The sequence below is a fragment of the Pseudomonas sp. Q2-TVG4-2 genome, from assembly GCF_013620795.1.
In the GTDB taxonomy this organism is placed as follows: domain Bacteria; phylum Pseudomonadota; class Gammaproteobacteria; order Pseudomonadales; family Pseudomonadaceae; genus Stutzerimonas.
Genome location: NZ_LGLW01000008.1, coordinates 185,544 through 205,857 on the forward strand (window position 1 = coordinate 185,544; position 20,314 = coordinate 205,857).

Genomic DNA, 20,314 nt, shown 5'->3' on the forward strand with positions numbered 1-20,314 from the left:
CAAGCAGCGTCGACGTCGGGAACGATGAGCTACTGCCTCGGGCCCAATCCAGACAAACCCAGGAGGACCAGCAATGAGCAAGGCCGTCAAACCGGATGCCGAACAGCCCTACTTCGATACGCCCGCACACATCCCGAGCGGTAGCGATCATCAGATCCCACACAGCCATCGGCTGGTCTACCGCGACCACGACGTGATCGTGCACATCACTGGCTATGAGTATGAAACCTTCGGCGAGACGCTCTGGGCCGTGGGCGCCGAAGTGGTAAAAGACCGTGAAATCGTCGTCCCGGTCAACATCGATCAAACGCAGCATTACCGCAGTTTCGATGAAGCGCTCGAGCGCGGTTGTGAGATGGGCAGAGAACTGGTCGATCAACTGTAACACCTGCTCTCGCCTGGCCTTTTGGTCCTCGAAGAACGCCCTGATCCACCGCTATTCCCGGGAGGAAGACTCAATGAGCGATAACAACGCCAAAGTACGTCACGATGACGGTGCGCGCCGCTACGTGCTGGAGGTCGATGGTCAGGACCTCGGCTTCGCCGAATACCGTGACGACGGCCAGCGCCAGGTATTCACCCACACCGAGGTAGACCAGAGCCTCTCTGGACAGGGCATGGGTAGTAAGCTGGTCCGCGAGTCGCTCGACGATGCACGCCGCCGAGGCAAGCGTGTCGTACCGGTTTGCGGGTTCGTCGCCGACTATGTGAAGAAGCATCCGGAGTGGAACGACATCATCGACTCGCCTGCTTGAAAAAGTCCGCGCCGGCTGCGATCGCCGCCTTGGGCAGGTACCATGCGCGCGCCCAATCCAGATGCGCCTGCAATGAGCTGCACCAACCGCAAGATCGATCGGCTACGCCAGCAAATTCCCGGCTTTGCCTGCGAGCCCGGCTGCCATGACTGCTGCGGGCCGGTGACGGCGTCGTCCGAGGAAATGGCTCGACTGCCTCACCGCAGCGACGCCGAACACGATGCCGCCTTAGCGCATTGGGACTGCGTGCATCTCGGCCCTAATGGCTGCGAAGCCTACGCCGAGCGCCCTCTCATCTGCCGACTGTTCGGTACTACCGCGAGCCTGCCCTGCCCCCGAGGCCGCAGCCCGGAAAGTCCCACTGCGCCGGAGGTGGAAAAACAGGTGCATCAGCTTATCGCCAGCACTCGTCAGGTACTGGTATAGGGTCTGTTGCCGTCTCAACGCGAGCCTCGTTGCTGCAAGTATGGGAACGGCAACAGACCCTAGCAACCCATTCAGGAGAGAAACAGATGGGCAAAGAACTGCAGATCGAAGACCTCCGACTCGGCGACGGTAAGGCAGTGGTCAAGGGAGCCCTGATCACTACCGAATACCGCGGCCAGCTGGAAGACGGCACCACCTTCGACTCATCCTACGAACGCGGCAAGCCGTTCCAATGCGTCATCGGCACCGGTCGCGTGATCAAAGGTTGGGACATCGGGCTGATGGGCATGAAGGTTGGCGGCAAGCGCAAACTCTTGGTCCCCGCCCACCTCGCCTATGGCGAACGCCAGATCGGCGAACACATCACACCGGACTCGAACCTGCTGTTCGAAATCGAGCTGCTGGAAGTGCTGACGCGGGATGACTGAAGCGACCGCGGCTTTCGCCGCGGTCATTGTGGCCTATCAAGCCAGGGCGGTCTGCTGAGTGGCGGTCTGGACGGCACTTGGCGAGCCCAGCGATTGACCCACCACATCGCCGATCATGTCTGCGGTGATGGCGCTCAGGGTCCAGCCGAGGTGGCCGTGGCCAGTGTTGTAGAACACGCACGCAGAGCTGCCGCGACCGATCTTGGGCATCATGTTCGGCATCATCGGGCGCAAGCCGGTCCAAGGCACGACGCTTTGCGTGCTGACGCCGGGAAAGCACTCGGCTACCCAGTCCACCAGCGGACGGATTCGATCGGCGCGGATGTCACGGTTGTAGCCGTTGAACTCGGCGGTACCGGCGACGCGCAGACGATGATCGCCGAGACGACTGGTGACCAGTTTGGTTTCATCGTCCAGCAGGCTGACGGTCGGCGCGGCGGCGCGACTGGCTTCATCATTGAGATTGACGGTGATCGAATAGCCCTTGACCGGATAGATGTTCACGCGATCGCCCAATTGCGCAGCCAACGCCCGGCTGGCCGTTCCGGCGCAAACCACCATGCCGTCGAACTCCAGGGTTTCTTCGCCACCCGGCGTGCCGAGGATAACGGAGGCCTGTCGGCCATTGGTCGTCACGCCTTTCACCTCCTGCCCGTAACGGCATTCGACACCCAGACGAACGGCCGCCGCCGCGAGGCCGTTGGTGAACAAGTGGATGTCGCCGGTGGAATCGCATTCGGTGTAATAGCCGCCGTAATATTGCCCTGCCAGCGTCGGCTCGATGGCACGCATCTCGTCCGGTGTCACGCTTCGGCGCGGCAGGCCACCTTGGGCTAGTAGAGTCGAGACCTTACCTGCATGGTCAAAACCAGCCTTATCGCGGTAGATGTGCAAGATGCCGACCTTCTTCAGATCGAAGGCGATGCCCTCTTCCTCGGCCCAGGCGAACAGATGCTCGCGGGCGGCAATAGCCAGACGTGCGGTTTCGATGGTGTTGCGACGGTACTGCGGAATGGAGCCGATGAATTCGGCGAACCAGGACAGCTTATGCCAACTCGGCTTGGGGTTGACCAAGAGAGGCGCATCGCTCTTGAGCATCCACTTGAGACCCTTGATGATGGTCGACCAGTGGTTCCAGACCTCGGCATTCGACGCGGAGAGCTGGCCGCCGTTGGCGAAGGAAGTTTCCATCGCGGCATAGCGGTGCTTTTCAAACAAAGTGACGGCAAATCCGCGTTTGGCCAGTGCGTAAGCGGTAGTGATGCCGGTGATACCGCCACCAATGACAGCGATCGTTTTCATCTTGAAGCTCCAGAACGTCAGGGTTAGAGCCCGTCCGCAATAGGCGGATCAGACGCCCCCTCTGTTCTGGACCTGAGAGTTTCATGAGCAGCCATAGCGGCGCCCACTTGCTCCTTCGGTGCGGCGGGCGACGACGGCCCGGCGGCTCTTCAGAGTCTAAAGCTGTGGTATCGGTCCTTTTGCCTGAGAGTTTCCGGGGCGGTTGCTCCTTCGGCGCTGCAGGCGGCGATGCCGCTACAGTCTCTCCCGATACCACACCATGTGCACCAGCACGATCAACGACGCCTGGCGACTGCCACTTAGGTTGCAAAGGTGCCAGAAAAATCCCGTTATGGCACTCGCTTTTTGCGGCCAACCGAAGAGCGATCCACCCGGAGCAACAAGCGACCGGAACGCTCGCCACGGAGCCTGGTGCATCTCGCTCCTACGGCCCCGAAACGATCACAGCGGTCCGATCAAGCAGGCTGGGGGATACTTCTTTACGCTCCCACAATAGCGATCAACCGGGCAATATCGACGGGCTTGGTCATATGCACGTCGAATCCGGCCTCCAGTGCATTCTCCTTGTCACTCGGCTGCCCCCAACCGGTAATGGCGATCAGCCGAACGCGGAAATCCGAGGGCTGCGAACGAATCATCCGTGCGACCTCATCGCCACGTAGGCCGGGCATGCCAATGTCCAGCAGTACCACTTCCGGCTTGAGCTGCTGATAGCGTTCGAACGCCTCGTTACCATCGAAAGCCAGATGCACCTCATGACCTTCCAACCGAAGGACTTCAGCCATGGTCTCTGCGATGTCTCGGTTGTCGTCGGCAACCAGGACGCGCCGCATGTTGATGGTAGCCCTGCCTTGCTCTGTCTGTTGTGTGTCGGTTGATTGCACCGCGAGCGCTGGCAGGCTCAGCCTGAACTCCGCCCCCTGCTCCAACCCAGCACTGCTGACGCGAATGTCACCGCCATGAAGGTTTGCCAGGCCCTTCGCCAGCGCCAGGCCAATCCCCAAACCGGTGTTGACCTGCGTCCGGCTCATGGGCACCTGGGCAAAGCGTTCAAAGATCAGCTTGAGGTGTTCGCGTGCGATGCCCAATCCATTGTCGATAACCGATACCGTTGCGGTCTCATCCACCAATGCGGCGCTAACCTGAATCCGCCCGCCAGGGGGAGTGAACTTGGCGGCATTGTTCAGCAGATTGACAAGAATTTGCTCCAGTCGCAGAGGGTCCGCTTCCACCTGGATCGGCGCTTCCGGCAAATTCAAGATGAGCTCGTGCTGTTTCGCTTCGACTTTGGCCCGAGCAGTCTCGACCGCTGCCTCAACCACCGTTCCAAGATCCAGCGACTCCTTACGCAGCGCCAGCTTGCCGAGGGTGATACGAGAAATATCGAACAGGTCATCCAGCAGCAACGCCATGTGCCGGACCTGCCGCTCGATGATCTGTTGGCTACGCTGCTTCTGCGCTTCGGAGGCAGTCGGCGAACCGACGAGACCAGCCGCCAGGCGTATGGGTGCCAGTGGGTTACGCAGCTCATGTGCCAAGGTGGCGAGGAACTCGTCCTTACGCCGATCAGCTTCCAGGATCGCCTGTTCCTGGTGCTTTGATTCGGTCACGTCGGCAAACCAGACGGCGATACTCTGTTCGTACGGGGTGGCAACCAGGCGCACCCAGCGGTCACCACCGAACGCAGTACTACGCAATTCGAGATCACGCGGCCGCTGGTGTGTGGCCACTGCCACAAGCGTCTCCAGGGTCTGCGCATTAGCATTCGGACCAAGCACTTCGGTGAGGCGGCGTCCGGTCAGATCCGCTACCGTTCCGCGCAGAGCGGCGGCTCCCGTTGGGTTGATGAACGCCAACAGGAAATCCTCCACCTGGCCTCTCGCATCGTGCAGCGTGGAAAGGATGCTGAATGGCACCGTGGATGATTCCAGGGCTACCCGCAGTCGCTGCTCGAACATGCCGGCCTTGGTCTGGGCTCGCGCGCGGTCGATGAAGACTGCCGCGAGACCCGCCGCAAGATCCGCCAGGCGCACCTCGCGCTCGGTAGGGAGGCGGGGCTCACGGAGCTGAACGGACAAGGTCCCGAGTACGCTGCCATCGCTGTGTCTGATCGGCGTGGCGTGTATCGACCGGAAGCCCTCGGTGCGAGCGAGCGGAAGCAGCCCGGCGAACCGCGGATCCGCCTCGGTGTCTTCGACTACAACCCGGCGACCTTCGAGGATGGCGGTAGCGTCCACGCTGGCCCCGGACGGTAGATTGTTCAGTTGGTCAAGCGAGGAGCGCGAGAAGCCCTCAGATGCATGTATACGTAACGAGGACGCCCCTTCTCTGATGGTAAGCAGCCCGTGTCCAGCACCGTGAAGCTCGCATAACACCTCAACGATAGCCTGTAGCTGCGCGTCCAGCGTCGGCAATTGAAGCAATCGGTTGCCGAGTGCCTGTAGCGATTTCAGATCGCTGACCTGCTCGGTGAGGTCCTGCTGGGCCAGTTCCAGCCGTGACAGCATACTGTCGCGCTCAGCTTCGCTAGCCTTGCGCGCCTGCGCGGCGGCGGCCAGAGCCCTACCGACCTCCCGTATCTCTTCAATTTCGCTGTCCGGCCCCTGGCGCACCGACTGGCCTTGACCGATTGCCTGCGCCGCGCGGCGCAACTGACGCATTGGTACGTTGATTCGTCGCGTGGCGAACAACGCCGCAGCAACCGCCAACAACAGAGACAGCAGCAGCCCCCCACCATACAGCGTGAATGCCCTGACGGCACCGGCCTGGACTTCGCTGGTGGGTACGCCCGTCGCCACCACCCATCTCGAGGGGGTCAACCGCACGAACGCAGTGAAGACGGACGTACCCTCCACAGTCGTCGTCATACCGGTACCCTGTTCCGCCTCGTTCTCCTTCAGCAACTCCACGAGGGATGGAGAAGCCGGCTTCCCGAGCGTCTCGATATGACGGTGGGTTCTGGTGATGCGCAACCCATCGGCATCCAGCACCGTAGTCACCCAACCCTCCGGCAGCCGGCGGTTGCTGATGACGTTGCCGACGGCCGAGGGCTTGATCACGGCCGTAAGTACATAGCGAATCTCGGCGCCAACATGCACAGGTACGCGCAACGGGATGCCCCACATGTCACCAGGCCCGAACCCCATGTTGCCCACCTGCGGTTCGCCCGTGCGCATCAATTCAGCGAAGCTTTCCGGCTCCGCTATCGCCTTGGATTCAGGCGGGTCATACAAGGAGATTCGCCGGATGACCTCGCCATCCGGCGTGATGATCAGCAGCGAATGCCAGGCAGGGACCGTTGGCAGTACGCGTTGGACCATGTCGGCGAAACTGTCGAGCGCACCGTCTCCAAGCAACGGTGACTGCGACAACGCCTGCAACACGTTCAGTGACCGTACGAGTTCGATTTCAACTGCCGTAGCGGCGAGGCGTGTTGCTTCGAGGCTGCGTTGCTGGGCCATCTGCTTCTGGTCGCTGACGATCGATATCAGACCCAGGCCAGCAACCAGGGCCAGAGGCAGGATCCCGGCAAGCGCGATGGTCAGCAGACGACTGCGCAACGGTACCGACCGGGCCGGCTTCGCTCCACTTGCGTGACTCAAATTAGTATGACCTCTGATGCCCCGGCCGGATAAGGGCGTCGGCAGTGGTTCAAACCCACCGACATTCAAAAACGGATGCAGCTCTGGATGAGCACTTTAGCTTAAGCGATTCCAATCAGACGACGCCCCCTACTTTCGCGGCATTTCGCCCAGCCGGCCCATCTCGTCAACCCTTATCACCGGAACTCGAAGAACATTCGAAAGACCATTCAAAACAGGAAAGTTGACGGCAGACGGCCGGTTCCAACTAACGTGTAGATTGCCTCCATCACTCGTCGCGGATACACCTCAGTAACGCGTTCAACGTCGAATCACCATACTCGCCACTCATCGTGAGCGCGCGGCGTCCCTCCGGCGCGATGATGGTGATGGGCGTGCTGTCCAGGCCGGGGGATGCCTCGGTCGCCCCCGGATGCAGCTGGCACGCTACCTTGAAGCGCTCGTGATTGGTGATCATTACCTGCACCCGCCCGGATTCGATGCCCGCTTGCGTGTCGGTGTCCAGCTCACTGATCTCCACATCGAGGTGGAGATCGTTCAGTTCACGTTCGAGCGCCAGCGGCGCGGCCGCTGTCAGGCCCGGCAGTATCAGCAATCCCAGCGTCAGAAAGATTTTCATCGAAGCCTCCAGATGCATGTTCAAACCATATGGAGCCGCTGCCCGCCAGTCGAGTTCGCACAGGCGCACAAGGCTTGCGTCCAACGTCGACGGACGAAAAAAGGCCCGCTGTAAGCGGGCCTTTTCCGATCGTGCCTGGGATTACTTCGGCAGCTTGAACGTGATGAAGCTCGCCCGCCCTTCACGCAGCACACGCATCGACACGGAGCGGTTGTTCGGCAAGGCTTTGACCACCTGACTGAAGGTCTCCACCGAATCAATGGCCTGGTTATTGAGATGGGTAATGACGTCACCCGGGCGCAAACCGATCATCGCGGCCGGCCCCTGGCTGATTTCCCTGATGACCACGCCGCCGCTGATTTCGAGTGCCTGGCGTTGTGCCTCGGTCAGCTCGATCACGGATACGCCCATTCGGTTGTCGCTATGGGTGCTGCCGCCCGTGCCAGGGCCAGAAGCCAGGAGATCACCGTCTTCCGGCAGCGCGCCGATATCGATGCTCAGCGTCTTACGATCGCCGTCACGAACCACCTCAAGCTTGGCAGTGCTGCCCGGCTTCATCGCGCCAATCAGATGTGGCAGGTCACCCGACATGTCGATGGATTTGCCATTCAGGCTCAGAATCACATCACCGACCTTCAGGCCACCCTTCGCTGCCGGCCCTCCGTCCATCACCTGCGCAACGAGCGCGCCGGCAGGACGTTCGAGACCGAACGACTCGGCCAGGTCCTTGTTCACTTCCTGAATGACCACGCCGAGCCAGCCGCGGCTCACCTTCCCGTTCTCACGCAACTGATTGGCGACATCCATCGCGACGTCGATCGGAATTGCGAACGACAAGCCCATGAAGCCGCCCGAACGAGTGAAAATCTGCGAGTTGATGCCGACCACCTCACCTTCCAGATTGAACAGCGGGCCACCGGAGTTGCCCGGATTGATCGCTACATCGGTCTGAATGAAGGGCACATAGCTTTCGTTCGGCAGGCTGCGACCGGTCGCGCTGACCACACCCGCCGTCACGGTGTGGTCGAAGCCGAACGGCGAGCCGATGGCAACGACCCACTCGCCCGCCTTCAGCTCCTCGGAGTTGCCGATCTTCACGATTGGCAGATCATCACCATCGATCTTGAGTAGAGCGACGTCACTGCGTGGGTCGGCGCCCACCAGCTTGGCTTGCAGTTCGCTGCGGTCCGGCAGACGCACCATGATTTCATCGGCATCGGCGACTACGTGGTTGTTGGTCAGGATGTAGCCGTCCTCCGAAATGATGAAACCGGAACCCAGCGATTGAGCCTCGCGACGACGGTCAGGCTGCTGCGGCAGCCCACGCTCGAAGAACTCCCGGAACATCGGCGGTATACCTTCGAGGTCAGGCATTTGCGCTGGCCCACCGCGGACGGGTTTACTCTGCTTGGTGCTGATATTGACCACCGCCGGCGAGGCATCCTCGACCAGCGGTGTGAAATCCGGTAGTTCAGCCTGAGCGACGACCGCCTGCCCGAACAACGCGACGCCTGCCACGACAGCAAGGAAATTCTTATGAAGGATCATGGTGACTGGTCTCCCCACGAAATATTTAAGACCGACCCACTCTGGCGGGATGCGAAAGTCTAGGTCAAAAAAGCAGCGGGCCGCCGCGTTTGCACGGCCGTTTGACGATACGACAGCCCGCCGCGGCAAGCCCACCCAATGGAGCCGGCTGTTCCGTCAGCCTGAACCGGACTTTACTCCCCTGATGGTCAGCTTCGTGTGAAGCAGACGTAAAGGGAAAGTAAGTTTTGCCACCGGCGCCAGCCGAAAGCCACCAACTGAAGATCGCTAGCGCACTTATCCGGCAAAGCCTGCATCTATAGCAGCTTGCCGCACACGCTGATGGTCTTCGGGCAGCGTCAACGCTGTTTCAGCTCGTTTGAGCGCCAGCTCGGCCTGTCGGCGCGCGGCAACCGAGATCGCTGCGTCGCCAAGCCGTGCCAGCGAAGCCAGCGCCTGCTGCAGCCCCATACCCACTTCCACCACTGCCGCGCCGTCGCGGGCAATAGGCGTGAAGAAGTCATTCAGCATGTCCGCCACGCTGAGCCCTGGTGCGAATACTCGATCGAACTTAGGCTCTTCAGGCGGTGAAGGTCTGGACAGGTGCGACAGCACGCGTACACCGCGACCGATGACATCGATGGCTGTGCCCTGGTCGTTGATCGCCGGTGACAATGCCCGGGATGCGATTTCAGCCATTACGGTTATGCCGAAGCGCGGGTCACGGTCGAAGGTTCGCTGCGCGCCGATGACAAAGGCGTCGCGCAGCGTGTCGTCACACTGCTCATCGATGCCTATCGACCAGGCGATCGGCTGGGTCGGTTCCACAAAAATGCCAGGCAGTACGCAGATGTAGATCGAATGCTGCTCCGATCGGGTCAGCCCGCCCAGCGCAGGCATGTCGATGTGTTGCACGAAACCAACCTTGTCGGCATATAGCGGACGCGCACCCGGCAGCGCTCGAGGGTCTACCTCAAGCGGACAGCCGCCAAGATAGGGCTGCTCCATTCGTTGGCACAGCGCTCGGGTAGCGGCGCGTTCGACTCTCGCCGTGGTTTCCGCGACCCTGCCCAGCCCTGACAGCTGATCGATCCAACGCAAGAGGGCATAAACCACCAGAATGACCACGGCGATGGTCGCAGCAAACAATACGACGCGACCTTCCGCACCATAAAGCCCCGTGCTCAACGCGATGATGCCGACCAGGCTGAAAATGAACGAACCGATAAAGGTCGACAACGTATTCTGCGTCGTGGGGTCTTCCACTAACAGCGAAATGGCCCGCGGGGTCACGTTACTGGTCGCTGAACCATAGGCCGCAACCATGATGCTCAACGAAAACGTGGTCACCGCAAGCATGCTCGAGGCCAGCACGCCAAGGATGTTGTCGACCGCATCCGAACCGATCTTGGTAGGAACATCGTCGGGGATATAGGGCGCCACCGCCAAAGCAAGTAGCGCGGTCGCGACGCCCAGAACTGAAAACAGGCTCGCCCTGAACCAGGGCCGCTTGCTGATGCGGATGAGAAACCACTTCCAACGTTCGACCATCTGTTATCCGCCATCTGTCCGTTTCATTACAGACAAGGCCAGGCCCGGACCGTTGCGCAAGGCGAGCAGTTTGTTGCCTTCCCGGTCGGTAACCGATCGCTCAGCCTTCCAGGAAGCGCGCAACCATAGCCGGCAGGTCGCGCATGTCATCGATCACTGCCGAAACGCCCAGTTCACGCAACGCCTGATCATGGCCGGCCGGAATATGGCTGGCGCCGGTGAAGCCGATCACCTGCATCCCGGCGGTGCGCGCGGCCAGTACGCCGGTCGGGCTATCTTCCACCACCAAGCAATGTCCGGGCGCGACACCCATGCGTTCGGCAGCCAGTAGATACACATCCGGAGCCGGTTTGGGTGAAGCCACCATATCGGCACAGAAGATGTTGCCCGCTACCCGCTCGGTCAGACCCGCGCGTCGCAGTGACGATTCGACATTGTGCAGGCGGCTGTTGGACGCTACCGCCAGAGGCAGATCGATGGCATGCAACGCCTCACGCACGCCAGGGATCGCCTGAACCTCTTCTGCGACGGCTTTTTCGCTTTGCCGACGCAGGTCAGCATCGAAAGTCGACGGCATCGTCAGGTCGAAGCGTTTTTCGATGAGGTCGATGATGCTCGGCACCGTCAGGCCGAAGGTACCCTCCAGTGCGCTACTCAATCGGTCGGCTGGCACATACAGGCTCAGCGCCTCGAACAGCACACGGTGGCTGATGATTTCGCTGTCGACGATAACGCCATCGCAATCGCTGATCAGCAGGTCGATAGTGGCCATCGGATCTCCTGGTGGTGAATGCGCGGCAATGGCGCGACGCCTCCAGAAGCGGAGACAGGCCTTGGACTGCAACAAGCCCGTCGAGTTTTACCGCCTCTTTGGTGACAATCATTAGGGCGGCTCAGCGAATCCCCAGCAGCCGATCAAGTGACCACCAACCCGCGCCGCGGCCGATCACGATCAGCATCAAGCCGATCCAGGTCAGATGGGTTGGCCAGGCATCCGGATAGACGAATATCTGGATCACTAGTGTCATCCCCAGCAGTGCCAGTGCCGACAGTCGCGCCAGCAGGCCCAACACCAACAATAGCGGAAACAGGTGCTCGGCATAGGTAGCAAGATGTGCCGCCAGTTGAGGTGAAAGCAGCGGCACGGCGTATTCGGTCTCGAACAGGCTGTACGTGCCTGGCTTGATCGTGAGCACACCGCTGACTTTGGTCCGACCGGAATTGAAGAACACTGCTGCGATCGCCAGGCGTGCCACCAGGCTCAGCGCAGAATCACCGATAACGGCCTGCAGCCAGCCGGCGACTCGGTTCCAGTGTTGCAACAGCCGCGATCCCGGGCTGGCTGAAGTTTTTTGTAGCGCATCCATATCAGCGGTCTCCATTGCTCATCGGGTCGCCGTACTCAGCGACAAATACGCCGGCCGCGAACAGGCGTGCCAGCAGGTCGGTGAAGTCCAGTTCGGGCTGGGCCCGCAGGGCCAACGTCGAGGCTTCATCCAGCGTACGGCCCGCTGCGCAGGCGTCGAGAAAGGTACAGCCGCCGACGCTCAGCGCCTGCCAAGCAATGCATCCATCCAGACGGCACACCAGCGCCCCTTCGCCCTGCCAGACGAGTGGCTGAGGCAAATCAGTCCGTTCACGGTTACAGCTCCAGATGGTGAATACAGGCAGTGGAAACCACTGCCAGCGCACTGCCGCGCAAGGCCGCAGGCGCATTCCAGCCAGCCCGTCAGGTGCCTGCGAGGCAAGCGCATTCAGTGTGAGACGCGGTTGTTCGGCGGCACAGAACACTTCGATCCAGAGACGGTCGAGCCGAGCCACATCGGCGAGATAGGGCAACTCGCGCGCCGGCTCGAAGGTCTGAAGGAAGTCAGCGAAATCGACGCCATATTCGATCAGCTGCGCCAGTACCGGGGGCGATCTACGGACATAGTGTGCGGCGGTCGCGGCGAACCACTGGGGGCCGACCAGTCGATCGACAGTGGGGAAATTGGCTCGCAGCGCGTCCACACAGCCTTTCATTACCGTATTGCGGTACACCGCGAAGCCTGGCTGCTTGGTCAGCGCGCGCATCCATTCCGCCTCATCGGAGCCCTCGGGCTCGACACCCTGCAAGGCCTCGACGAACGCGTCTTGAAATCTTCCAAGCGATACGCTCATCCCACCCTCCTCTGCTGATCGAGCAACCGCTGTGCGCAGTCGCGCTCGTCCAGCAACTCTGCGAACGACGGCAGCTGGTCGTCACGTTCGATCAGGGTGGGCCTCGCGCCAATTCGCTCGATCAGACGCTGGTACAACGCCCATACCGCAGCGGTGATTGGTGCATCGTGGGAATCGATCAACAGACCGGAATCTCCCTGCCAATCCTGGCTGTGCCCGGCCAGGTGCACCTCGATGACGGCCTGAGCGGGGAATCGATCGACATAGGTAAGCGCGTCGAAATCGAGGTTATGTGCACTGACGAATACGTTGTTGATGTCCAACAGCAAGCCGCAGCCACTGCGCCGGGCCAGCTCGGTAAGAAAGTCGATTTCGTCCCACTCGTGCCCCTCGATACGCAGGTAGTGGCTGGGGTTCTCCACAGCGATCTGCCGCCCGAGCAGGTCTTGGGTGCGCTGAACGTTGTCGACGATCCGCGTCAGCGCGGCGTCGGTGCGTGGAAATGGCAACAGATCGGGATGGTACTGCCCTCGCCAGGCGGACCAAGCGAGGTGTTCTGAAATCAAGGCTGGCCGAACCCGCTCAGCCAGCGTTTTGAGTCGTTGCAGATGTGCCTTGTCCGGTGGGCAGTCGGCTGCCAGCGACAGCGACACGCCGTGCAGCGAAAGCGAATGGCGTTCTCCGACTGCCTCCAGCCAGGCAAGACGGGCGCCGCCGTCAGCCATGTAGTTCTCCGGGTGCACCTCGAACCAGATTCCGCAGGCGCCACATTCCTGTGCCGCCTCGTAGTACTCAGGCTTAAGGCTGAGACCAGCCCCCAGGTGAGCTGACATGACCATCGGCAGCGTCCTCGATCAGGCGTCGATCGGCGTCAGCGAGCCAGTGCCATTAGGCGTCTCGATCGAGGTGCAGGTGCCCTCTGGTACGTTCTTCCAAGCGTTGCCCTGATAATCCGTCTTCGAGGTGCCAGCACAACTGGTGCCGGCGCCGGCTTTACAGTCGTTCTGGCCCGCAAGCGCGACGCCATAGCATTTTTCCATGGCGCCTTCGGTTTTTTCGGCAGCCGTGGCTCCGGCGGCAAGGGATGCAAGGGCAACAGCTGCGGCGGCAAGGGCGAGATTGTTCATATTGGTAGTTCTCCATGCGATTCGCGACATGCGGCCAACAGTTGTTGATGGCCACTCAATCGTTAGTTCGCGCGGCGACCGCTCGCGGTTACAGTGATGGAGATTTTCTTTGAGATATTTTTCGCCCGCTCTACCGTAGCGACGTGCGGCGGCCTGGCGGCTGGTAACACGCAATTGAATTGTCGCGGCGAAAACTCCTTCCCTCTGTAACCAGAGCGCTCGATGCAACGAACTACCAGTCATAAAGCGTTAAAAGAGCGCGAGGCCCGCCTGCAAGCACTTCTGCTGCAGGGACTAGAGGGCAACGAGGCGGCTTACCGGCAATTCCTCATGCTGCTCGGGGCGCATCTGCGCAGCTTTCTACGGCGCCGGTTGCAAACACCAGACGTGGAAGACCTGCTGCAGGAAACTTTGCTGGCGGTGCACAACGCGCGTCACACCTATCGCGCGGACCAACCGCTCACCGCCTGGGTACAAGCGATTGCGCGCTACAAATTGACGGATCATTTCCGCGCCCATGCTCGTCGCGAGGCCCTCAATGACTCTTTGGACGACGATTCGATGTTGCTCGCCCGTGAAGATCATCAGGCCGACCAGGCACAGCGCGATCTGGCCCTGCTGTTGGAGCAATTACCGGACAAGCAGCGTTTGCCGATACTTTACGTCAAGGTGCAGGGGCTCTCAGTGAGCGAGGCAGCCGCACTCACGGGGCTATCCGTCTCCGCCGTGAAAGTTGGCGTGCATCGCGGCCTGAAGGCGCTGGCCGCCCTGATTAGAGGTGCCCGATGAAAACCGATGACCTGATTTCAATGCTCGCCAGCAACGTCCCCCCCACGGGAAACCGAATCGTCGCCTGGCGCTTCAGCCTTGCGGTCGTGATTGGCCTGCTGCTCGCACTGCTGGGGCTGCTGACGTTCTTCGGCGTGCGTCCGGACCTCGCCGAAGTGGCGACCACGCCGTTGTTCTGGGGCAAGGTCGCGCTGCCGGCCACGCTGCTTGGCGGCTCCCTGATGATGAGCACGCGCCTGGCTCGGCCCGGCGTGCGCGCCGGCGCCAGCTGGGCGGCAATCAGCTTGCCGGTGGGTGCCGTATGGCTGGCGGCAGCGGGACTGCTGCTCAGCGCATCCGCCGAGCGCCGCTGGGTACTGGTGTTTGGCGAGACCTGGCAGGTATGCCCGCTCAACATTGCCGTGCTTTCGGTACCTGCGTTCGTCACGGTGTTTTGGGCCATGCGCGGACTGGCACCCACCCGGCTGCGTCTGGCAGGGGCCGCGGGCGGCCTGCTGGCCGGCTCGATGGCGACACTCGCTTACAGCCTGCACTGCCCGGAGATGAGCGTTGCCTTCTGGGCGGTCTGGTATGTGCTGGGCATGCTGGGACCCACCGCACTCGGCGCCTTGCTGGGGCCTCGTCTGCTGCGCTGGTAAAGCGCCGAACGCGCATTTCGTTCAATACCAGCGCCTTGCCGGCTCCTATCTTCGCGCAGTAATCCTGCGCGAAACGAGGAGTTTCGATGAGCTTGTTTCTCTCAATGGCCGCCTTTGCGCTGGCCTCTTCCATCTCACCCGGCCCAGTCAACATTGTCGCACTCACTGCTGGCGCTCAGTTCGGCCTGCGTGCCGCCATGCGTCACGTCAGCGGAGCCACCATCGGTTTTACCGTGCTGCTGTTGCTGATCGGTCTTGGGCTAAGCGAGGTGCTGAGTCGCTGGCCCTGGCTGACTGAATCCATCCGTCTAGCTGGCGTCGCATTTCTGCTGTACATGGCTTATCGGCTGGCGAGCGATGATGGCCGGCTTAGCGCCAAACCAACCTTGCAACCGACGATGCTCTACGGGGCGATGATGCAGTGGCTGAATCCGAAAGCCTGGCTCGCCTCGGTGGCCGGCATGGGGCTGTTCGCCACCGCCGGTGATGCGCCATCGGTATGGCGCTTCGCAGTGATCTACTTTGTGATCTGCTACGCCTCGCTGGCTTGCTGGGCCTATGCTGGCAGCTTCCTGCGGCATTATCTGGGCGATGCGGCGCGGCTGCGATTGTTCAACCGGATCATGGCGGCGCTGCTGGTCGGCTGTGCAGCTTATCTATTGCTGTCATAGCAGATCCTGCCGCCACATCGAAGAACAGCGTCGCACTCTTTAGGGCCGGCGTTGGCCGCGGTAATGCCCGGGAGTTGCCGCCAGTAGTTGCTTGAAGGCGCGTTGCAGATGCGCCTGATCGGCGAAGCCGGCGGCCAGCGCCACCTCCGCGATCGGCAAGCCGCGGCGCAATTCGGCGCGGGCGAGCTGCACCCGACGGTTGGTCAGATAGGCGTGCGGTGTCATGCCGTAGTGCTTTTTGAATGAACGGATCAGAGCGGATGGCGACACCCCCGCCGTCGAGCAAATCTCGTCCAGCTTTAGCGAGCGCTGGTAGTTGTCGGCGATGAACTCGGCTGCTCGCTTCAGCTTCGGATCGCTCACCGAGGCTGCCGTCTCCATCCCTAATCGCCGGTGCATGGCGCTGAAGAACTCCACCGCGGCGCTGTGTTTTTGCAAATGATCCGCCTGATCATCGGTTAGCACTGCATGGAGGCGCCTGAACTCTGCCTGCAGCAGCGGATCGCGCGTCAGTATCGGTGAGAACCTCCGAAACCCGCTGCAACCCAGGCCCAGTTCAGCCTGCAGATCGGCAAGCCAGCCAGCGTCGAGGTAGAGCATGCGATACGCCCAGGGCTGGTTCTCGATCGGATTGCAGGCGTGGACATCGCCGGGATTCATCAGCACCAGCGTCCCGGCGTCGATGCGGCACTGCTGCCGGCCGTTGATGTAAGTGCTGGAGCCGCTATCGATCAGGCCAACGGAGAAGGTTTCATGACTGTGCCTGGCGTAACAGACGCAGCGCCCGTCCACCACCGTACGGGACTCGATAAAAGGCAGCGCCGCGTCCCGCCAGAAGCTGGAGCCCGCATCTGCCTGTTGTGATGTGAGGTTCGACTGGGTCGGGTACATGTTCGGGTCTGCCACGCTGGAACGATCAGCCTAGTCGAAAACGCGATGAGCTTGCAGAGCAGGTCGCGCGGCCCTTCGCCCAGCGCTGTTTCGGGTGGGCACTCGGCAAAAGACCTCGTCTGCGCAGCAAAGCATCCCTAGCGCTCGGGCATCAGAGAATCTCCAACCCTTCGCATTTGTAATCACCGATGAAAATATCGTCTTGCAGCACTTCACCGTCGAGGTTGAAACAGAACAGATAGCTTTCGGTTCGATCGCCGATTTCCACGCTTTTGAGCCCGATGCATTCGTCGGGATGCCCCGGCAGGATCTTGAATGAGGAAATGCCGCGCTCGGGGTTGCAGTCGCCGACTTGCAAGGTGCGGATTTCGCTGAAATCTTCGTTAGCAATGATCAACGTGTTGGCGCCCCGCTCGCATTCGTCAACGGCCAGATCGAACGGCGAGGAGGATATCTTGCGCGGGAAGAACAGCCATTCGCGACGGTACGGATGCCATTCCACCGCCTCGTGAATAACGTAACCGTCCGGCCCGATGCCCAATGCATCACGAATGCGCTGGTAGCGGTCAGCCCAGTCGACGCTGCGCACGCCGTAGTTGCGATCGATCAGCTTCACCCACTCTTCGGCCGGCCGCTTGCCGTGACTGCCAACGACCAATTGATCCTCCCAGAGCGTCGCCCATTCGCTCTTGAAGCCCTTGAACGCTTCATCACCGCTGCCGGTCATGAGGATCTGCCGCGGCACCAGCTTGTGCTGATCGCGAATTTCGCAGACCAGCCCAGTTCGATCATCGAAGGTCACCAGGCGTTTACCGAACATTACCAGTTCGGAAAATTCGGCGCCCCGCCCGCCCTCGGCGAATAGGCTGACCAACCGGAACTCGCCGCCCTGGGCTTCCGGGATGTCTTCAAAGCGATAACCAGGCCGCCCGGTTTGCGGGTCGAGCCTACGATGGAGGCGATCATGGCGCAGCGTCGACTGCCAGCTGACCCGACCATCGTTCAGCTCGACCTGAGAGGCATGGTCTTCGTCGGTGATAATCGCCAGCAGATACTCGCTGGTGCTGTTGTCGTAACGCTCCAGCCGACGGATGTCGAAATTCTTGTCACTCATTGATCGGTCTCGATTGGCACGTAGCGCCAGCAGGCACGGCGCGGGTGGATACGTCTGAATTGGGACAGCGCGTGCGGTGCAAGTTCATCGTGTATCCGCCTGCCTTTGCCGACAGTCATTCACGCAGACTGCGCAGCAGCTTCGTTTGTTTTATTGTCCAAGCCCCACAGTACAAGACGAACGAGACGGCATGGCTTTTCATTTGCTTCGACAGCAGGCTTCGGCCGGCTCCACCTCACCGACGGCATTACCGCTGCGGGCGGTTGCCACGCCCTTCTTGCATCGCATGCTGGCCGGTATCGGCGGTCTCGTGCTGCTGAGCCTGGCCGGCTGTGGCAGCCAGCAGCCGGAAGTACCCGCGCCGCGTCCCGATGAGGTCCGCAGCAAGATCGTACGCCTGATTCCAGCCGATATCCCCGACCGCAAGGGCTGGGCGACGGATATCTACGCCGCGTTCGATGCGCTGGAGATTCCACCGACCGATGAAAACCTCTGTGCAGTGCTCGCGGTCACCGTTCAGGAGTCCACGTTCCAGGCGACACCTCCCGTGCCCGGCCTGGCGAAGATCGCACGGGAAGAAATCTACCGTCGTGCCGCCCGGCTGCATGTCCCGCGTTTCGTAGTTAACGCCGCCCTGGATGTCCGTTCGCCCAACGGCAGGACCTATAGTGAACGTCTGAATGCGGTGCGCACTGAAGAGCAACTGAGCGCAATATTTGATGACTTTCTCGGCATCATGCCGCTTGGCAAGCAACTCTTCGGCACGCTCAACCCGGTCAAGACCGGCGGGCCAATGCAGGTCAGCATCGCCTTCGCCGAAGACCGCCGTTGGGAATATCCCTTTGACTACAAGGGCTCGATACGCGACGAAGTGTTCACTCGTCGTGGCGGCATGTACTTTGGCATCGCCCATCTGCTGGATTACCCCGCCAGCTATACCCAGCCGCTGTATCGCTTCGCCGATTTCAACGCCGGCTGGTACGCCAGCCGCAATGCCGCCTTTCAGAATGCGGTGGCGCGGGCCAGCGGCACCAAGCTGGCGCTCGATGGCGACCTGATCATTCATGGCAGCAGCAAGGCCGGGCAGACCGAGCGAGCGGTACGTTCGCTCGCCAGCAAGCTCGACATGAGTGAAACGGCGATTCGCAACGCCCTGGAGCACGGCGACACGCATGGCTTTGAGAAAACCCGACTTTACGAGCAGGTGTTCGCCCTAGCGGAGAAGCGTGTGGGTAAACAGCTGCCGCGTGCGGTGCTTCCTGGTATCCGCCTGGAGAGCCCGAAGATTACGCGCAACCTGACCACCGCCTGGTTTGCCAATCGAGTCAACGACCGGCACCTGGCCTGCATGAAACGCGCCCGCAGCTGAGCGACTGGCGGAACGATTCCCGACCGATGCAACTCGCAATAGGACGATTGGCAACAAACGGGATCGCCATGACACAGCTGAACATTGCGCTCGCCATCATGGGCAGCGTCGCGGCCGGTATCGCTCTGCTCTCGGCGCTTATCAAGCGCAGTCCCGTTTCGGAACCGTCCATTGCCGTGCTGATCGGCCTGGCGGTCGGCCCATACGGGCTGGGCTGGTTGGATCTGGCGCGTTGGGGTGATCCGTATATGGTGCTCGAGCAGGCAGCCCGACTAACCTTGGCAATCGGCCTGATGGGCGTGGCGCTGCGGCTCAAGCGAGAAGCGATCAAGGCCTTGCTACGCCCGATCGCCCTTCTGCTCACGCTGGGGATGCTGGGGATGTGGCTGATTTCATCGGTGCTGGCCGGCTGGTTGCTTGGTCTGTCGCTGTGGACCGCCCTGCTGTTGGGCGCAATCCTGACACCTACCGACCCTGTGGTTGCCAGCTCCATCGTCACCGGCAAGTTTGCCAAACAACACCTGCCTCTGCGGCTGCGCGACACGCTGTCGGCAGAATCAGGAAGCAACGACGGACTCGCCTATGTGTTCGTCATGCTGCCGATCTTGATGATTAGCCATACGCCGGATCAGGCGCTGTCTCGTTGGCTTCTGGAATCAGTGCTGACCGGTGTGATCGGAGCGTCAGTGCTGGGTGCGCTCATAGGCTTTTTCGCAGCGAAACTGTTGGCGTCCGCCGAACGCCACGCGCTGGTCGCTGGCACATCTCTGCTTGGCTATTCCATCGCTTTTTCACTGCTGACTCTAGGTCTGGCCAAGTTGCTGCACACAGACGGTGTGCTTGCCGTGTTCGTTGCAGGCTTGATGTTCAACATGTTCAGTGAGAGGCAGGAGGAGCACGAGGAAGAAAACACTCAGGAGGTGGTCGCCAAGCTCTTCACGCTGCCCATGTTCGTCATCTTCGGCATCGCGCTGCCCTTGAGCGAATGGACGTCGCTGGGCTGGCCATTGTTCTGGCTAGCACTGCTGATTTTGCTACTGCGCCGCCTGCCGGTTCTGATGATGCTGGCGCCTACGTGGCAGCAATCACTCAACAAGCAGGATGCGGCTTTCCTCGGCTGGTTCGGCCCGATTGGCATCGCAGCCATCTACTACGCCGCTCTTGCCCATAGCCATCTGCACGATCCGCAGTTCTGGCATGCAGCCAGCGCATTGATTTTTGCCTCGATCATGCTTCACGGCGTCACCGCAGCGCCGTTGACGCGCCTTCATGCGCGAAGGCCCGGACCCACGCCACCGCACACGGAGCACCTGAACGCGCAAACGGAAGAGGAGTAGCCGCGTCC

General features: G+C 61.1%; 21 protein-coding genes and 2 riboswitches. Of the genes, 9 read left to right on the forward strand and 12 right to left on the reverse strand.

The annotated features are described in order from the left end of the window. The first annotated feature begins 73 nt into the window (after positions 1 to 73). The 4 genes from H3028_RS17665 (at position 74) to H3028_RS17680 (ending at position 1,609) form a co-directional block, all read left to right on the forward strand. Positions 74 to 385 carry a hypothetical protein gene (locus H3028_RS17665; RefSeq protein WP_181298529.1) on the forward strand — a complete coding sequence of 104 codons (312 nt, stop codon included), beginning with the start codon at positions 74 to 76 and terminating at the stop codon, positions 383 to 385. Next, entirely contained in the window at positions 330 to 755 is a 426-nt protein-coding gene (locus H3028_RS17670) for a GNAT family N-acetyltransferase (protein WP_375154431.1), read from the forward strand. The genes H3028_RS17665 and H3028_RS17670 overlap by 56 nt, the downstream gene beginning before the upstream one ends. 72 nt (positions 756 to 827) lie before the next feature. Next, positions 828 to 1,181, forward strand: a complete 354-nt coding sequence (locus H3028_RS17675) for a YkgJ family cysteine cluster protein (protein WP_181298531.1) — start codon at positions 828 to 830, stop codon at positions 1,179 to 1,181. An 86-nt stretch (positions 1,182 to 1,267) separates the two neighbouring features. Next, positions 1,268 to 1,609 carry an FKBP-type peptidyl-prolyl cis-trans isomerase gene (locus tag H3028_RS17680; RefSeq protein ID WP_181298532.1) on the forward strand — a complete coding sequence of 114 codons (342 nt, stop codon included), beginning with the start codon at positions 1,268 to 1,270 and terminating at the stop codon, positions 1,607 to 1,609. Between the two features lie 36 nt (positions 1,610 to 1,645). On the opposite strand, the gene H3028_RS17685 is transcribed toward H3028_RS17680, so the two are convergent. The 10 genes from H3028_RS17685 to H3028_RS17730 form a co-directional block, all read right to left on the reverse strand. After that, a complete protein-coding gene (locus H3028_RS17685; protein ID WP_181298533.1) occupies positions 1,646 to 2,911 on the reverse strand; it encodes a D-amino acid dehydrogenase in 1,266 nt (421 codons plus the stop codon). 59 nt (positions 2,912 to 2,970) lie between these two features. Beyond that, positions 2,971 to 3,066: riboswitch (glycine riboswitch) on the reverse strand. A 6-nt stretch (positions 3,067 to 3,072) separates the two neighbouring features. Next, a riboswitch (glycine riboswitch) is annotated at positions 3,073 to 3,170 on the reverse strand. Positions 3,171 to 3,390: 220 nt separating this feature from the next. Beyond that, on the reverse strand, positions 3,391 to 6,471 hold the full coding sequence (locus tag H3028_RS17690) for an ATP-binding protein (protein WP_181298534.1): 3,081 nt from the start codon (positions 6,469 to 6,471) through the stop codon (positions 3,391 to 3,393). A gap of 310 nt (positions 6,472 to 6,781) precedes the next feature. Beyond that, positions 6,782 to 7,132 (reverse strand): hypothetical protein, encoded by a 351-nt coding sequence (locus H3028_RS17695; RefSeq protein WP_181298535.1) that lies wholly within the window; start codon positions 7,130 to 7,132, stop codon positions 6,782 to 6,784. Positions 7,133 to 7,273: 141 nt separating this feature from the next. Beyond that, positions 7,274 to 8,680 (reverse strand): DegQ family serine endoprotease, encoded by a 1,407-nt coding sequence (locus H3028_RS17700; RefSeq protein WP_181298536.1) that lies wholly within the window; start codon positions 8,678 to 8,680, stop codon positions 7,274 to 7,276. Between the two features lie 276 nt (positions 8,681 to 8,956). Then, positions 8,957 to 10,210, reverse strand: a complete 1,254-nt coding sequence (locus tag H3028_RS17705; protein ID WP_181298537.1) for a DUF2254 domain-containing protein — start codon at positions 10,208 to 10,210, stop codon at positions 8,957 to 8,959. A gap of 100 nt (positions 10,211 to 10,310) precedes the next feature. After that, positions 10,311 to 10,982 (reverse strand): HAD family phosphatase, encoded by a 672-nt coding sequence (locus H3028_RS17710; RefSeq protein WP_181298538.1) that lies wholly within the window; start codon positions 10,980 to 10,982, stop codon positions 10,311 to 10,313. A 121-nt stretch (positions 10,983 to 11,103) separates the two neighbouring features. Beyond that, complete coding sequence (locus H3028_RS17715; protein ID WP_181298539.1) at positions 11,104 to 11,577, reverse strand: DoxX family protein; 474 nt, start codon at positions 11,575 to 11,577, stop codon at positions 11,104 to 11,106. Position 11,578: 1 nt separating this feature from the next. Continuing rightward, on the reverse strand, positions 11,579 to 12,370 hold the full coding sequence (locus tag H3028_RS17720; protein ID WP_181298540.1) for a DNA-binding domain-containing protein: 792 nt from the start codon (positions 12,368 to 12,370) through the stop codon (positions 11,579 to 11,581). Continuing rightward, entirely contained in the window at positions 12,367 to 13,209 is an 843-nt protein-coding gene (locus H3028_RS17725; RefSeq protein WP_181298541.1) for a DUF692 domain-containing protein, read from the reverse strand. The genes H3028_RS17720 and H3028_RS17725 overlap by 4 nt, the downstream gene beginning before the upstream one ends. 15 nt (positions 13,210 to 13,224) lie before the next feature. Then, a complete protein-coding gene (locus tag H3028_RS17730) occupies positions 13,225 to 13,497 on the reverse strand; it encodes a DUF2282 domain-containing protein (protein ID WP_168425475.1) in 273 nt (90 codons plus the stop codon). Positions 13,498 to 13,719: 222 nt separating this feature from the next. Here H3028_RS17730 and H3028_RS17735 point away from each other — a divergent pair, with 222 nt between their 5' ends. The 3 genes from H3028_RS17735 (at position 13,720) to H3028_RS17745 (ending at position 15,595) form a co-directional block, all read left to right on the forward strand. Then, positions 13,720 to 14,286, forward strand: coding sequence for a sigma-70 family RNA polymerase sigma factor (locus tag H3028_RS17735; RefSeq protein ID WP_181298542.1), 567 nt, complete (start codon positions 13,720 to 13,722; stop codon positions 14,284 to 14,286). Beyond that, positions 14,283 to 14,924, forward strand: a complete 642-nt coding sequence (locus H3028_RS17740; protein WP_181298543.1) for a DUF1109 domain-containing protein — start codon at positions 14,283 to 14,285, stop codon at positions 14,922 to 14,924. Before H3028_RS17735 ends, H3028_RS17740 begins: the two co-directional genes overlap by 4 nt. 86 nt (positions 14,925 to 15,010) lie before the next feature. Further along, on the forward strand, positions 15,011 to 15,595 hold the full coding sequence (locus H3028_RS17745) for a LysE family translocator (protein ID WP_181298544.1): 585 nt from the start codon (positions 15,011 to 15,013) through the stop codon (positions 15,593 to 15,595). Between the two features lie 39 nt (positions 15,596 to 15,634). On the opposite strand, the gene H3028_RS17750 is transcribed toward H3028_RS17745, so the two are convergent. Both H3028_RS17750 and H3028_RS17755 read right to left on the reverse strand, forming a co-directional pair. Further along, positions 15,635 to 16,486 (reverse strand): AraC family transcriptional regulator, encoded by an 852-nt coding sequence (locus tag H3028_RS17750; RefSeq protein ID WP_181298545.1) that lies wholly within the window; start codon positions 16,484 to 16,486, stop codon positions 15,635 to 15,637. Positions 16,487 to 16,637: 151 nt separating this feature from the next. Next, complete coding sequence (locus H3028_RS17755) at positions 16,638 to 17,600, reverse strand: hypothetical protein (protein WP_181298546.1); 963 nt, start codon at positions 17,598 to 17,600, stop codon at positions 16,638 to 16,640. Positions 17,601 to 17,886: 286 nt separating this feature from the next. Here H3028_RS17755 and H3028_RS17760 point away from each other — a divergent pair, with 286 nt between their 5' ends. Together H3028_RS17760 and H3028_RS17765 are read left to right on the forward strand one after the other, a co-directional pair. Continuing rightward, positions 17,887 to 18,969 carry a DUF1615 domain-containing protein gene (locus tag H3028_RS17760; RefSeq protein ID WP_181298604.1) on the forward strand — a complete coding sequence of 361 codons (1,083 nt, stop codon included), beginning with the start codon at positions 17,887 to 17,889 and terminating at the stop codon, positions 18,967 to 18,969. 68 nt (positions 18,970 to 19,037) lie between these two features. Further along, positions 19,038 to 20,306 (forward strand): cation:proton antiporter, encoded by a 1,269-nt coding sequence (locus H3028_RS17765; RefSeq protein WP_181298547.1) that lies wholly within the window; start codon positions 19,038 to 19,040, stop codon positions 20,304 to 20,306. The last annotated feature ends 8 nt before the right edge of the window (positions 20,307 to 20,314 follow it).

What these genes read in the sequence shown, in the direction of transcription:
- H3028_RS17680 (WP_181298532.1), top strand. Translation starts at nt 1,268, where the DNA reads ATGGGCAAAGAACTGCAGATCGAAGACCTCCGACTCGGCGACGGTAAG.
- H3028_RS17670 (WP_375154431.1), top strand. Translation starts at nt 330, where the DNA reads ATGAAGCGCTCGAGCGCGGTTGTGAGATGGGCAGAGAACTGGTCGATC.
- H3028_RS17720 (WP_181298540.1), bottom strand. Translation starts at nt 12,370, where the DNA reads ATGAGCGTATCGCTTGGAAGATTTCAAGACGCGTTCGTCGAGGCCTTG.
- H3028_RS17700 (WP_181298536.1), bottom strand. Translation starts at nt 8,680, where the DNA reads ATGATCCTTCATAAGAATTTCCTTGCTGTCGTGGCAGGCGTCGCGTTG.
- H3028_RS17695 (WP_181298535.1), bottom strand. Translation starts at nt 7,132, where the DNA reads ATGAAAATCTTTCTGACGCTGGGATTGCTGATACTGCCGGGCCTGACA.
- H3028_RS17735 (WP_181298542.1), top strand. Translation starts at nt 13,720, where the DNA reads ATGCAACGAACTACCAGTCATAAAGCGTTAAAAGAGCGCGAGGCCCGC.
- H3028_RS17715 (WP_181298539.1), bottom strand. Translation starts at nt 11,577, where the DNA reads ATGGATGCGCTACAAAAAACTTCAGCCAGCCCGGGATCGCGGCTGTTG.
- H3028_RS17765 (WP_181298547.1), top strand. Translation starts at nt 19,038, where the DNA reads ATGACACAGCTGAACATTGCGCTCGCCATCATGGGCAGCGTCGCGGCC.
- H3028_RS17740 (WP_181298543.1), top strand. Translation starts at nt 14,283, where the DNA reads ATGAAAACCGATGACCTGATTTCAATGCTCGCCAGCAACGTCCCCCCC.
- H3028_RS17675 (WP_181298531.1), top strand. Translation starts at nt 828, where the DNA reads ATGAGCTGCACCAACCGCAAGATCGATCGGCTACGCCAGCAAATTCCC.
- H3028_RS17730 (WP_168425475.1), bottom strand. Translation starts at nt 13,497, where the DNA reads ATGAACAATCTCGCCCTTGCCGCCGCAGCTGTTGCCCTTGCATCCCTT.
- H3028_RS17755 (WP_181298546.1), bottom strand. Translation starts at nt 17,600, where the DNA reads ATGAGTGACAAGAATTTCGACATCCGTCGGCTGGAGCGTTACGACAAC.
- H3028_RS17725 (WP_181298541.1), bottom strand. Translation starts at nt 13,209, where the DNA reads ATGGTCATGTCAGCTCACCTGGGGGCTGGTCTCAGCCTTAAGCCTGAG.
- H3028_RS17705 (WP_181298537.1), bottom strand. Translation starts at nt 10,210, where the DNA reads ATGGTCGAACGTTGGAAGTGGTTTCTCATCCGCATCAGCAAGCGGCCC.
- H3028_RS17685 (WP_181298533.1), bottom strand. Translation starts at nt 2,911, where the DNA reads ATGAAAACGATCGCTGTCATTGGTGGCGGTATCACCGGCATCACTACC.
- H3028_RS17760 (WP_181298604.1), top strand. Translation starts at nt 17,887, where the DNA reads ATGCTGGCCGGTATCGGCGGTCTCGTGCTGCTGAGCCTGGCCGGCTGT.
- H3028_RS17710 (WP_181298538.1), bottom strand. Translation starts at nt 10,982, where the DNA reads ATGGCCACTATCGACCTGCTGATCAGCGATTGCGATGGCGTTATCGTC.
- H3028_RS17750 (WP_181298545.1), bottom strand. Translation starts at nt 16,486, where the DNA reads ATGTACCCGACCCAGTCGAACCTCACATCACAACAGGCAGATGCGGGC.
- H3028_RS17665 (WP_181298529.1), top strand. Translation starts at nt 74, where the DNA reads ATGAGCAAGGCCGTCAAACCGGATGCCGAACAGCCCTACTTCGATACG.
- H3028_RS17745 (WP_181298544.1), top strand. Translation starts at nt 15,011, where the DNA reads ATGAGCTTGTTTCTCTCAATGGCCGCCTTTGCGCTGGCCTCTTCCATC.